We start from the raw sequence: 11,412 nt of genomic DNA on the forward strand, positions 1-11,412 counted from the left end.
TTTGCGCTATGCCTTTTTGAGAGGCTGTAGTGCTTTACTACATTTATACTACATAATGTATTACAAAATGTCAAGGGCATACTACAAACTTTTTGAAAGAACTGAGAGGGCAGTGTTACGTAATCGAGCTTATTGCCCTCTCTGACTAGGATTGAAGTAAATTACTCGTTCTCATTCATGCGTTGTGCGTTCCAAAACTGTTCAGCAAATCCGACTGCTGGATGAATTGGAGCTTTAGGCTTGCTTTTGAGTACCATTCCAGCTTCATGTAGTAAGCGATCGCTCTTGATTGAATTACACTTCTCACACGCAGTTACAACGTTGTCCCAACTGTGCTGCCCACCTTTTGAGCGGGGTATTACATGGTCAAGGGTCAGATGCTTGGTGCTACCGCAGTATTGGCAGGTGTGGTTGTCTCGCTTGAGTACCTCACGCCGATTTACAGGTGGTATTTTCCAATGCCGTTCGGGATTACCAACGGTCAAGCGAATATGTTCGGGAACTTGTAGTACGATGCTGGGTGAACGAACTTCCCACTGCTTTGTACTGCCAAAATCCAACGACTCAGCCTGACCAGTAACTAACAGCACGATTGCTCGTTTGATGTTGATACGTGCCAGTGGTAGGTAGTTCTTAGAGAACACCACCACCGAATTTTGTAATATATGTGGTTGCTGACTTTGCTGTTGAGCTTGCATACCTTGATTCACTCCTCAAAAAACAACCCCCGCCTCTGAGATTCAGGAGCGGGGGTCAGATAGTTGATACTTTTTGCCCTATGTTGGTGCTGTAAGACATTTGCACCTCCCGCTTTGGATAAGTTGATCTAGATTCAGCCATCCGGTAATCGCTTCAAAAATATTTTCACGCTGCAATTTTCCGTGTAAATTTTTCGGTGAGCAGGCAGATTTAAGTGGGAACCATTATTGCTGCCATTCTCCCTCTTCATCCCGAAGAACTAATTCTACCCTTAGTTTTCATACCTAATTTGCTTTTCCTCTTTCAGTTTGTTTTTCCTAGTTGAGGATGGCACCAAATCGAAACGAAATACGAGCAAGTCCTGAATCTGAATGCTGTTTTCGTAGCTTGGCTCAGGTAAATACCAAAAGTAGTCCTGGCGCACATGATCCATCCGAAATCCGCACTTTTGATAAAAAGCAATGTTGGCGATACTTGAATTAGACGTGCCGACGAGTATCTGTCTCTTGCCGCGTTGCCTCGCCTCTTGAATCAACCAAGCAACGAACTCTTTACCTAAACCTTGCCTTTGAAACTCAGGGGCTATACCAAGTTCCATAATTTCGCAGGGGTCGCTGCGCCATTTCATGGTTGCTGCACCAACCAAGTGTTCGCTGTCGTCCATGCGATATACAGCATCGACGAGGTTAGCAAGTCCCCATCGCAGCGCACGCTCCGATTGTTCTGCCAACAGTAGTATCGGAATCAGCGCTTCAAGTTCGTCGTTACGAGCTTGTCGAATAGCAATCGCCATTCATATTCCCCTTTAATCACAATTTATTTTTCAAAACTATAGTACCAAGTCTAATTAATCGATATAAACCAGGAAAAAGGAAATTAATCATCTAAAACTTAGTCCCAGCAAGGCTTTTAGAATTGAGCTTTTCACAGTACAGTGAGCGATCGCACCCTTAAATATTGTCAAGTGTGAACCGTATAGTGAGGAGAGCAATCGCTTACTTTAACCAGTATTAACGCAAGCTACATAACTGCTTTTGACAATAAGCCCGACATATCCAACACTGAATAAAGTTGTAAAGCGATCGCCCTACAATTTCCTCTAATAAATGGAGAAATATGATGGATGAAGACAAGCCCACAAAATCTAGAGTTATTACAGGAACATTTAAATATTGTAATTCTGGCAGAGAAGAAGAAAAAACAGTTACTTGTTTATTTACTGAAAGGTCAGAAAAGTTTGAATTAACAAAGGTGTATGTTGTTGAGTTTGGATGTGAGCTAATATTTTGTAAATCAGATAACCACTTTTTAGTTAATGATTAGTGCGATGTTTTACATCTAAAAACATGAAAATAGTAATTAAAATTTGGCTGAGACTTTTACCAGATGACACCCTTTTTTTATTAGAATATGAGTTTTTTAAAAAGATGGGAAATATAAAATTTATCGTTTGGGAAGAAGATATTAATAATATTGGGCAGAATTGAATTACTGGTGATCGCTCCTTATCCTCTAAGAAAATGAAGGAGTATTCACATACCTTATAAAGGTATAATATAAAAACTGTAAGTACTTAAAAACGATGCAAACACTACCACTAGAACTTGAACTAGCAGTATTTCAAATTGCTGCACAGCACTATGCACACAGGCGGTTCAAGCTAATTTATAAAATTGTAAATAATTTTATTGATATTGAATTCCAAGGATACTATACAGAGGAATTTGTTAGCTCACGCAACCGCCCATCAAATCCAACTGATGATTTTTACCGTGATAAAAAAATAGATTTCACAGTTGGTTATGGAAACAATCGGCTCTCCCTATCTGCATGGTGGCGAGGAGCGATATTAACTTTTGATTACAATACTAAATATTGGAGCAATGAAGATGGAGAAGAAATTGCTTGTCCCTATCCAGATGGTGAACAATTCGAGATAATTGCAGCAGAGCTTTATCCTTTATTACAAAATTACTGTTAATGTAAAACCATATTATTGGTATTTATTTGAATATTATGACTTTTAAAGAGCCAGATAAAAGACAGTACGTAAACGCTTGTAATGAAAGAATTAACACCTGATATGTATCCAGAATGCCCTCTTGGGCTAGAGTGTACAGAATTTGGTGAACAAACAAAATTTGGTAAACATAATGAATTTGATTGTTATTCATGGTGGAAATGCCCTAACAGAGAATACTGTGTTGGGGTTTGTGAGGCTTGGGAGATTCCATTACTAATTGAAGATAGATGTACAGAAGTAAAGTTATTTTTACCTTATAATTATCATGAAAAGACCTTTGCTCAAGAAATGAGAAAATATGGATATGCAGAAGCCGAAAACTTTCCATATCATAGAGGTGAACATTATGATTTTTATACAGTAGGTAATGAGTTATTAGTTATCGAAAATAAATTTAAATATGGCTTTGCGATTGCAGTAAATCTTAATCGCAAGATTTATCACATCAAATATGACAGGTATGTAGTTGATAAAAACGGTTTATGGTGGTGTACTTTAGGCAGGCCACCAAAAGTTTATTAGGACTTTCTTAGAGTCAAGTGAGACAGGGAGCCAAGACGCGTAACGGCTTGTCCATCCAAAAAGCGAGGAATAACAGCACAATGGCACTCAAATTTTCTGGAATTCCTAATCTAGGCGGTGTAGTCCTTATTAGAACAGCGACTTATAAATAACTTCTATAACTAATATGCAGGGGAATATAACCCCATCAAAAGCCCAGTCATCCCAACTGGGTTTTTTGGTTTAAGAGCGATCGCTTCCTATCCTCTAAGAAAAATGGTGGAGCGATGCCTACGGCGGTAAACTACGCACCCCCAACTTACTCGTAGTTGCTCCCGTCTGCGGATATCCCTTAGTCTTTGAGCGCTGGCTTTGTCTGAGGATAGGAAATTTTACTCAATTTCAGTTTCTTCAGAAGCTCGAACGTCGCTATCACGTTGCACGGTTTGAAGAACTGATTCCAAACGATAGCCAGCCTCACGCATATAATATCCAGCCGCGCCAATATCTTCAAAAACGTCATCAAATTGGGGATGAGTTTGTGGAAAAATCTTTCTTAGGCGATCGCTGATTTGCTCTAGTTCTTGCTGAATTGCGATTAGTTCTTGAGTATCGTCCATACTTACCTACCACAAAGATAACTGCCCAGGTGTTACATTTGATTTCCCACCTCTATGGTATAAAAGGTGACAACCACTGCAAAGAGCTATAAGGTTGCCTCTGTGGTTATTTGCTGGATTTCTGTCCCAATGATGCACCTGTAGGGTGTACACTCTGCGTTTTGAACGTGTAATCTCTGATGTTTTTTCACCAGGGGGTATGCACTGTAACCCGCACTTTTGACAACGCCACTGGGCTTGTTGCTTAATTGCAGTGGCAAGTTCTGACCAATTGTCTGGGTACAGAGAATGGGTAAACGTCATTGCTTGTAATGCAACTGAGGCTTGACCAATTGTAATATAAATAGCAGCGCAAAAGCCTATTCTTCATCATTGCCGTATGTCACGCAAGGACTGTCAATTATGAGTGCTGGCTCAAATGAATTGCAGAAAATGACGGTAGAACAATTAACCCCAAATTCGTCAGGGTGAATGCACTCTATCGCTCCTTCTACTAAGGCATGAAAAGCACAATCATTGCAGATAGTCTGACATTCGCCCACTGCCATCGCACCTCTATCAGTTAAATAAGAACAAGTAGCGACAAGATTATCTAATCAAAACCTCGGCAGCACTGTACCCGTTCCTGCATCCTTCTTCACTCTTACATACCCCTTGGTAGTATCGCTTTTCTTCTGTCCTAACTGGTCTTGCACCTGAAACAGTGGCTTAATTTCCACCGCCCTCGTTGCATGAGAATGCCTTAGCCAGTGACAGGAAAACTTCACCTTCGCCACAAGGGAGATATCCTGAATTAGCTGTTTTATGGCTCGGTCGCTCAACGGCAACCCCCTTTTTGCTGGATCAGGTGAGACATTCGGGAACACGGGCATCTTATCACTAGCCATACCCCGATACTTTTTAAGTAATTTAGAAGTCTCGTGGTCTAAGCCAATCTCCCGGTACTTCCCACCCTTACCCCAAAACTTAATTGTGTAATACCCCCGTTGTCTATCCTCCGGCGTTGGGTCAAACTGCCATTTAAAATCGCGCCAATACAAGCCCGGATAATCTTCCTTGGGTAACCTTGGTTCGTCACCCGGAACTGTTACTCTACCAACTTCACCAACCCGCATCCCACTATAAAAAATCAAGTTAAAAACTAGCCAATACTGCCCCCCTAACTGCTTGGCAGCATCAGCAAGCTTCTCCATTTCCCAATCTTCGAGATACCGCTCTGCCTTCGGTAACTCACTGAAATTATCGTAATTTATCGTACTTGCAATATTCCGCAAAAAATAGCCAATACTCTCCCCACTCCCATAACTCCAGAGCGATCGCAATATCAGCACTCGGTTCGTTTTAGTATAAGGGGAAACCTCACCCCAGGAAGCAATAAATTCTAGTAACAATGGTTGCTGAATCAAACGCAAATCAGGTATACCTTGATCCCGTACCCATTCGAGTAATTTTTGACCAAATTGATAGTATTTTCGCTTAGTTTGTTCGCGGTTTTGGCTTCCAGCCCAAGCCAAAATTAATTCCTCATCATTAGCAACCGCAGGCGTGCGGTAATAATATTGCCGAATTACCTCCTCAACCAACTCCGGCGTAACTTGAGGATTAGTGTTTTTAATTACACTTGGTTGGGGAGTAGGAGGCAGAATTTCTACAGAGCTAATCTCAATATTAGTAATATCCATCTAGGAAATAAGAATTACACTCAGATAAATATATAGCTTCCTGGAAGTGCGGTTTCAGGAAGCTTTTATATTCTACGACAATGCAGTGGATATGCGGGTATTGCCTTATAAGCCACATTGAAGTTGCTTGAAGCGATAAGGTAGTATGAAGCGGCACTGTGCCTCATAACTTTAAGCACAATTAATTAGCCAAAGGTTGCGCCAAATTGTTTATTTCACTGGATGGTAAAGTCCGTCTTTTGCATTCCATTCCCAACCTATGCCTCTGGGGTCACGGTTACGAGTCCAACTGATAAATTCTTTGGTAGTGAGTTTTTCTCGTTCCGGTGCTAGGCTCGACGGACTTAAACCTAGTCGCGGTGCTAGATTTTCAGGAGGTAATGCAAGCAGTTCGACTTGGGGCTGTTGGTACGGGTGCGCTTGTTTTCGAGGTCTAGCTTGACTGTTGTATCTATTTGATGAAATAGCCCGTTCGATGAGTTCCAGCTTTTTGGTCATTACGTCGAGCTTGCTTTCCAGCTTCTTCTCCAACTGCAAAACCGATTTGCTGCTTGGGGCAACATCGATATCAATATTGCTATCAAACTTAGATATTAATTCCTCTAAGCCTTGCTGCAAGGCAATTGTATGTCCTTGGCGATGCAGCCGCGATAGTTCTCTGACTGCTGGAATTAAAGCAGTAGGGACGCGAATCATCTCGCTTGGTGGGGTCTTTTGGTCAGCCATTTGATATCAATTTTGATAGCAATGAACTGATGATAGATGAAAAGCGATCCGATCGCTCAAAAGTAACCGTTGATAATGAATTACTTGTATAAAAAAGATAAGGGATTGCTCATATTTTCGGCAAAACCAAGAATACCGCGATCGCGATGTTCGTAAATTAATTTACCTTGATAATCAAATAGAAAAGTTCCTCCCCGTTGTGTCAAATAAGATGAATCTGGTACATAAGTATTCCAGTTGCTCAAAACTTCGGTCATGTTTCTCAGGCGCAGGGTTGCTAGTTCAAAAGGACGCTGAAAGCCTTTTCCTCCAGCAGCTTTGAAAAACGAACCTTTTATTGGTGGTAAAGGTGTATTCTTGATAACTTCCTCATCAGCAATTAACTGAGGAGCTTTTTTATCACCTTTGTAACCCCGAAAAACTTCCTTGAGAGTTCCAGGACTACGAATTCCTGCACACATTAAGATTAAATTAAGCCAAGCTTTTTGTGAACTTGATAGCAAAGGAAATTGTATAGATAAGCCGCGATAAAGCCGTAAAAGCTCGTGAATTTCAGCCTTTGCATCCACAAATAACCATTCTTGAGGAAATCCCGTATATTCACAAAACTTGATCCCAGAATTGCGGTTTCCAATTCCAATAGCGCGAATTGTAATTCCTCTTGCTTTGATCTCTTCTTTTTCTCTTTGCAGCCACCAAGCGTATTCTAAATTATCAAAATCTCCCAACTGCGACCAAATAAGTATGAGCAACTTTGATGCATTCGAGCAACCATCTAAAACGGGTTTAATCTCTCCATCGCTAACTCGCAAGCGTTGAGTTAGACTCAAAATCGAGTAAATATCTGGAGAATTGGAGCGTGTTTGAGTGTTCATTTAGGTCAAAGCAGCAGTCTTCAGATATGATTTTAGGGCTTTGAATGAGCCTCTTCTCCTACACAGTATCATCCATCCAGCCACATTCCGGGCAATCCCAGTGAACACGCGCCGACCAGTCGCGGTCAAACTCATGCTGGCACTGAGGACACTTGCCAGTAAACATAGGATGGGTATCTAGCAGTTCTAGCTGTTGCTGTTGAGTCAAGCGCTGCTGTGGTTGCAAAATCAGTTCGCCGTTGTAGTAGGTTGCCCCTTCCGGTTGCCATAGCTCCTCTACTTCAGCTTTGGGGTCTTCTCGAAAATCTAGGCAGCTGTCACCGTCTACCCCATCAGGGTGAACGACACAGACGAGGTGAGGATCATGTGAGTAGAGAAGACAGCGATCGCATATCAGAAGTTTCGGCATAGCACTAGTTTAATACCCAAAACAGCGATCGCTCCAAGAGTCGATTTCCTCTCCGCGAGACAGACGCGCTACTCGCGTTCGTTGGAACGGCATCGCACTCTAACAAAAGAATAGCACCCACCTAAATACAGGCAGGCGCTATTCAAATAATTTAAATTCAGGGAGAAAATATAGCGAAATGAATCCCTGATTTTTACTATTAATTAATTCCAATTTAATTGATTACACAGCACTGCGACGATTTAGCAAGTTCCACAAGAAAACAGCGACAATTGCGCCAAGAACTGCTACCGCGATACCGGGAATGCTGAGTGTGGGAGCGGCTAATGTCAAGGTTCCTGTACTGAAGAATACACCCAAACTACCACCAACAAAAGCACCAATAATTCCTAATAAGATTGTTCCGAGAATTCCGCCGCCTTGATGACCGGGGTAGATAGCCTTTGCAATAGCACCAGCAATTAGACCTAAAACAATCCAAGCAAGAATATTCATTGTTTTAATTCGATAGACGTTTTTTACTTACAAATAAACAATAGCAATCTAAACATTGACATTCAATCTACCAACAGAATCAACTATTAATAGCCTTGAGGATGAATGCTGTTACTTCTGGTGATATACCCCATAACTGAAATGGATAATAAATAAAAAAGCTCCTAGTTGGTCTAAAACCAGGAGCTTCGTTTATTCATTGCTTGATAATTGCAGTATATGCATTTTTAATGATTTATCTCATCTACTTTAAGAATTAAGCTAAGTTTGAAAGTCAAATATTAATTTGATAAGGTGAAAGAGTAAATGGCTTGTAGCTGCGACCAATGTTTAAAATGTCCTCAATTGCTAGCTTGTTAAATTCAGCCACCTTTACAACTACCTTGGCACTAGCAACAATTATTTTTTATCCATCAAAAAGTCTTTCACAAATACCAAGCGATGGGCGCAACACAGTTCCCCAGGCAGGTTGTCTATCTGGGTATCCTGATAGCACATATCAAGGTTCGCGCCCAGTTACGCGCAATGAATTCGCTGCTGGCTTAAATACGTGCCTAGAGAGGCTAAATCAACTTATTCCCGCTAACAGGGCGGATTTAGCAACGAAGCAAGATTTAGAAATTTTGCTCAAACGACAAAGGGAATTAAATCAACAACTTCAAGAACTCAACGAGCGAGTTGATACGTCACCTGCTACAAAATAAGTATTCGACAGCAGTTAGTTTATGCGATGGCTCAAGCGCCCGCTTTATAGCGATCGCTCTTAATTCTTAGAGGAAACCCTAAGCGACACCAAACAGCCCGTTGCAGACATCGCTCTCACTTGGGCCAGAACTGAAAACCCCATCACTCCCCATCTTTAAGCTCTAACTGATAAATCCGCATTGATGGGTATTCGTCCATCATTCGCCAGTAATACCCAGTAGGCGGCGATGACATCCTACCACCGCAACGGTACAAGAAAACTGGTTCACAGGAGCGCATAGCTTTTTTTATCATCTGCTCTCTTGCGGGATCTGGGTTCTCGCTGTTGTACCAAATTAGGTGTGACTTTCCAGAATATCCAGCATTCAGCAAACTAGCAAACAGCCATTCCATAACTGATTGAATCTGCTCTGGCTCTACACCGCAACTTTGTTGTCCGTAGCAATCAATAGTTGGCTGGGCTGGTTTGGGTTTGAGGAAGTTTAAGAATTTCATGACGGTGAGAAACGCAACTATTAACAGGGTTCCCATTTGATGAGGTGCGTTGCCTAGCTTGGGCAAGAAAGTGCGATCGCTATTGAGGTACAACTTTTCCTCTAAAAATATTTTTAACTGAAATACTCGCTCTTAATGAGGGCGATGTCTAGGACGGGCTACGCCAACGCACTCAGCAATAGAAGTGAAATAATAAGTATGCCTTGCTCTGGAGATACACGCCATGACCTACACCATGCATGACGCTCTAGAAGTAGCAAACCTTGCTGCTACTGATATTGAAGCTTGGCTGCTCTCCAAACCAGAAACTATTAGCGTTGTTAATGTTGAAAATGACCCAGATTACCAGCGCCGCGATATTGACCTCATCTGGACAACGCAGAATAGCCAAATTTTGATTGAGATTAAGGGCGATAGGTGGAATAAAACTCGTAACTTGTTCTTTGAAACCCACAGCAACCTAGAGAGGGGAACCCCCGGCTGCTTTATGTACACTGAGGCAGATTGGCTATTTTACTACTTTGTCAATACTCGCCAACTGTACAGGCTACCAATGCCAAAAACGCGGGAGTGGTTTTTGATTACCATGCGGCGGTTTCGGGAGCGTTCAACTACAACGCCCGTGGGGAATAGCTATTACACAACTGTGGGGCGGCTTGTGCCGATTACAACGGTAATGATGGAAGTGGCGGGGATTAAGATGGAGCAGCTGTAGGGGGGAGGGGGCGATCGCACTGTGTAATAAATCCCTTCTAAGAATCTCTAAGATAAGGGGTAAGATTATGACTTTTGGAACGATGAATTGCCCATTTTATAAAATAGCAAAAGTTTATCTTTTTCTCAATAACAGATTTTATCATCTCTAAATTTAGCGGAACTATAAAAACTCCAGAATTTTTCTTACATATATCAGATTTATGTAAATTAAAATCTTCTATCTCTTTCAAAGATCCTGAAGTAAATTCTTGCCCAAGGAAAAAGCTTAATGAACCTGATTTGCAAGCTCTCCAACAAGTTTTTTCTATTTCTTCTTTTTTAATTTTATTGCTAGGAGCATAATTCTTGCATTCTCCAATCATACCTAACGGTTGGTCATTAATTAAACCTAAAATTTTATACGCTATATCATCAATAGGAGTTAATTGTAAATCTACTTGACCAATAGATAAATCTCTATTAGTTATCCTTACATCATCAATAAATTTTACCCTTCCAAACAAAGATTTCATTAAATCTTCTAAAGAGTCACCTTGTACAGTGGTAGTAGTATTTATTTTCCGACTAGTACTTTTATTACGACTAGATAATACTAGAGATAGTAATTTTTCTTCATCCTCATACATCCTGTTATCATCAAACATATTACAGCAATTAATTGAGTTTTCAACAGACGAGTCAATATTGATTTTTTTAGCTATGAACTTTTCTAAATCAATTAAAAATTCTTTTATCTTAGATTCATCCATTAGATTATCTATTTGGAATAATTTACCTGTTGATTTACAATAGGATTGATATATACAATTGTAACAATGTCTACCTCTGAATACCGTAAGTCACAAGCAGGGCAGAAAGGGACATTATCATTTGGTATAGGATGGCTTTCAGGGCAAAAGTATCTTGTAACTATCTTTACTTTTCCCTGTGATTCTAATGTTTTAATTGCAGAATAAATTTTCCACATTGGTTGTTGGCAAAAGTCAACCAATATGGATATACCTATCAAACCACCTTGATAGTGACTTTCTATATACTCATTAATACACTCTAAATTTGAGTTAGACATAGCTTAAGACTCCTAAGCTATTTAATTTTGTTGAGGGTGTAGAGTATGTACGTAACTATCTCTTCTGGAACATATTCGTAAAATCTTAATCCTCCAGTTTTTGTTATCATAAATGAATATTTTTTGCTTTTGTATCGAAATGATATTCTTCCTTTGTCCAGTGTAGGTTGAACTTTATTAATTAGTTCTCTCAGAGTAGGTTCAGTCTCTTCATGTGAGTTTTGAAGCTCATCAAGATCTATTTTAACTCGACTGGCTTTACTCCCATTTACAATTGATGTCATACTTAAGAAAGAACCATTAATTGCTTTTCTTAAAGAATCAATTCCAACTCTCGCCCTAAGGGGAGCATCCCACTTTTTATTTAGGGAGCAAAGATTAATCCATTAAGGTAGG

Annotated in this window: 17 protein-coding genes; 5 read left to right on the top strand and 12 right to left on the bottom strand. The window is 40.5% G+C overall.

All coding sequences use genetic code 11. From position 1 onward, the window contains the following. Positions 1–161 precede the first annotated feature (161 nt). A complete protein-coding gene (locus ACFE93_RS25120; RefSeq protein WP_375477299.1) occupies positions 162–698 on the bottom strand; it encodes an HNH endonuclease in 537 nt (178 codons plus the stop codon). Positions 699–970: 272 nt separating this feature from the next. Continuing rightward, on the bottom strand, positions 971–1,492 hold the full coding sequence (locus ACFE93_RS25125) for an N-acetyltransferase (RefSeq protein ID WP_100904371.1): 522 nt from the start codon (positions 1,490–1,492) through the stop codon (positions 971–973). Positions 1,493–1,815: 323 nt separating this feature from the next. On the opposite strand from ACFE93_RS25125, the gene ACFE93_RS25130 reads away from it, so the two are divergent. From ACFE93_RS25130 to ACFE93_RS25140, 3 genes are all read left to right on the top strand, one after another. Continuing rightward, positions 1,816–2,022 (top strand): hypothetical protein, encoded by a 207-nt coding sequence (locus ACFE93_RS25130; protein WP_100904372.1) that lies wholly within the window; start codon positions 1,816–1,818, stop codon positions 2,020–2,022. 259 nt (positions 2,023–2,281) lie between these two features. Further along, positions 2,282–2,680: a hypothetical protein gene (locus ACFE93_RS25135; protein WP_375466930.1), complete on the top strand. Its 399-nt coding sequence runs from the start codon at positions 2,282–2,284 to the stop codon at positions 2,678–2,680. Between the two features lie 81 nt (positions 2,681–2,761). Next, positions 2,762–3,244, top strand: a complete 483-nt coding sequence (locus ACFE93_RS25140) for a hypothetical protein (protein WP_375477276.1) — start codon at positions 2,762–2,764, stop codon at positions 3,242–3,244. A 371-nt stretch (positions 3,245–3,615) separates the two neighbouring features. Here the strand turns inward: ACFE93_RS25140 and ACFE93_RS25145 are convergent, their stop codons facing one another. The 7 genes from ACFE93_RS25145 to ACFE93_RS25175 form a co-directional block, all read right to left on the bottom strand. Further along, on the bottom strand, positions 3,616–3,843 hold the full coding sequence (locus tag ACFE93_RS25145) for a hypothetical protein (RefSeq protein WP_375477278.1): 228 nt from the start codon (positions 3,841–3,843) through the stop codon (positions 3,616–3,618). Between the two features lie 359 nt (positions 3,844–4,202). Further along, a complete protein-coding gene (locus ACFE93_RS25150) occupies positions 4,203–4,391 on the bottom strand; it encodes a hypothetical protein (protein WP_190918978.1) in 189 nt (62 codons plus the stop codon). Between the two features lie 48 nt (positions 4,392–4,439). After that, positions 4,440–5,525, bottom strand: coding sequence for a tyrosine-type recombinase/integrase (locus ACFE93_RS25155; RefSeq protein WP_375477281.1), 1,086 nt, complete (start codon positions 5,523–5,525; stop codon positions 4,440–4,442). Positions 5,526–5,735: 210 nt separating this feature from the next. After that, entirely contained in the window at positions 5,736–6,251 is a 516-nt protein-coding gene (locus ACFE93_RS25160) for a hypothetical protein (protein ID WP_375477283.1), read from the bottom strand. A gap of 80 nt (positions 6,252–6,331) precedes the next feature. Beyond that, positions 6,332–7,126, bottom strand: coding sequence for a peroxiredoxin-like family protein (locus ACFE93_RS25165; protein ID WP_375477285.1), 795 nt, complete (start codon positions 7,124–7,126; stop codon positions 6,332–6,334). A 58-nt stretch (positions 7,127–7,184) separates the two neighbouring features. After that, complete coding sequence (locus ACFE93_RS25170; protein ID WP_375477287.1) at positions 7,185–7,535, bottom strand: hypothetical protein; 351 nt, start codon at positions 7,533–7,535, stop codon at positions 7,185–7,187. A 222-nt stretch (positions 7,536–7,757) separates the two neighbouring features. After that, on the bottom strand, positions 7,758–8,030 hold the full coding sequence (locus tag ACFE93_RS25175; protein ID WP_069068080.1) for a GlsB/YeaQ/YmgE family stress response membrane protein: 273 nt from the start codon (positions 8,028–8,030) through the stop codon (positions 7,758–7,760). A gap of 326 nt (positions 8,031–8,356) precedes the next feature. On the opposite strand from ACFE93_RS25175, the gene ACFE93_RS25180 reads away from it, so the two are divergent. Then, positions 8,357–8,734, top strand: a complete 378-nt coding sequence (locus ACFE93_RS25180) for an S-layer homology domain-containing protein (protein WP_375477289.1) — start codon at positions 8,357–8,359, stop codon at positions 8,732–8,734. 142 nt (positions 8,735–8,876) lie between these two features. Here ACFE93_RS25180 and ACFE93_RS25185 read toward each other — a convergent pair whose 3' ends face one another. After that, complete coding sequence (locus ACFE93_RS25185; RefSeq protein WP_375477291.1) at positions 8,877–9,323, bottom strand: hypothetical protein; 447 nt, start codon at positions 9,321–9,323, stop codon at positions 8,877–8,879. Positions 9,324–9,453: 130 nt separating this feature from the next. On the opposite strand from ACFE93_RS25185, the gene ACFE93_RS25190 reads away from it, so the two are divergent. Then, a complete protein-coding gene (locus ACFE93_RS25190; protein WP_375477293.1) occupies positions 9,454–9,945 on the top strand; it encodes a hypothetical protein in 492 nt (163 codons plus the stop codon). Between the two features lie 37 nt (positions 9,946–9,982). Here ACFE93_RS25190 and ACFE93_RS25195 read toward each other — a convergent pair whose 3' ends face one another. Both ACFE93_RS25195 and ACFE93_RS25200 read right to left on the bottom strand, forming a co-directional pair. Next, positions 9,983–10,696, bottom strand: a complete 714-nt coding sequence (locus ACFE93_RS25195; RefSeq protein WP_375477295.1) for a hypothetical protein — start codon at positions 10,694–10,696, stop codon at positions 9,983–9,985. An 8-nt stretch (positions 10,697–10,704) separates the two neighbouring features. Then, positions 10,705–11,016 carry a hypothetical protein gene (locus ACFE93_RS25200; protein ID WP_375477297.1) on the bottom strand — a complete coding sequence of 104 codons (312 nt, stop codon included), beginning with the start codon at positions 11,014–11,016 and terminating at the stop codon, positions 10,705–10,707. Between the last annotated feature and the right edge of the window lie 396 nt (positions 11,017–11,412).

The sequence above is a fragment of the uncultured Nostoc sp. genome, from assembly GCF_964247315.1.
Lineage (GTDB): Bacteria > Cyanobacteriota > Cyanobacteriia > Cyanobacteriales > Nostocaceae > Nostoc.

Bases quoted from the DNA above. Each gene is read 5' to 3' on its own strand.
- ACFE93_RS25120 (WP_375477299.1), bottom strand. From the start codon at position 698: ATGCAAGCTCAACAGCAAAGTCAGCAACCACATATATTACAAAATTCG.
- ACFE93_RS25125 (WP_100904371.1), bottom strand. From the start codon at position 1,492: ATGGCGATTGCTATTCGACAAGCTCGTAACGACGAACTTGAAGCGCTG.
- ACFE93_RS25130 (WP_100904372.1), top strand. From the start codon at position 1,816: ATGATGGATGAAGACAAGCCCACAAAATCTAGAGTTATTACAGGAACA.
- ACFE93_RS25135 (WP_375466930.1), top strand. From the start codon at position 2,282: ATGCAAACACTACCACTAGAACTTGAACTAGCAGTATTTCAAATTGCT.
- ACFE93_RS25140 (WP_375477276.1), top strand. From the start codon at position 2,762: ATGAAAGAATTAACACCTGATATGTATCCAGAATGCCCTCTTGGGCTA.
- ACFE93_RS25145 (WP_375477278.1), bottom strand. From the start codon at position 3,843: ATGGACGATACTCAAGAACTAATCGCAATTCAGCAAGAACTAGAGCAA.
- ACFE93_RS25150 (WP_190918978.1), bottom strand. From the start codon at position 4,391: ATGGCAGTGGGCGAATGTCAGACTATCTGCAATGATTGTGCTTTTCAT.
- ACFE93_RS25155 (WP_375477281.1), bottom strand. From the start codon at position 5,525: ATGGATATTACTAATATTGAGATTAGCTCTGTAGAAATTCTGCCTCCT.
- ACFE93_RS25160 (WP_375477283.1), bottom strand. From the start codon at position 6,251: ATGGCTGACCAAAAGACCCCACCAAGCGAGATGATTCGCGTCCCTACT.
- ACFE93_RS25165 (WP_375477285.1), bottom strand. From the start codon at position 7,126: ATGAACACTCAAACACGCTCCAATTCTCCAGATATTTACTCGATTTTG.
- ACFE93_RS25170 (WP_375477287.1), bottom strand. From the start codon at position 7,535: ATGCCGAAACTTCTGATATGCGATCGCTGTCTTCTCTACTCACATGAT.
- ACFE93_RS25175 (WP_069068080.1), bottom strand. From the start codon at position 8,030: ATGAATATTCTTGCTTGGATTGTTTTAGGTCTAATTGCTGGTGCTATT.
- ACFE93_RS25180 (WP_375477289.1), top strand. From the start codon at position 8,357: ATGTTTAAAATGTCCTCAATTGCTAGCTTGTTAAATTCAGCCACCTTT.
- ACFE93_RS25190 (WP_375477293.1), top strand. From the start codon at position 9,454: ATGACCTACACCATGCATGACGCTCTAGAAGTAGCAAACCTTGCTGCT.
- ACFE93_RS25195 (WP_375477295.1), bottom strand. From the start codon at position 10,696: ATGGATGAATCTAAGATAAAAGAATTTTTAATTGATTTAGAAAAGTTC.
- ACFE93_RS25200 (WP_375477297.1), bottom strand. From the start codon at position 11,016: ATGTCTAACTCAAATTTAGAGTGTATTAATGAGTATATAGAAAGTCAC.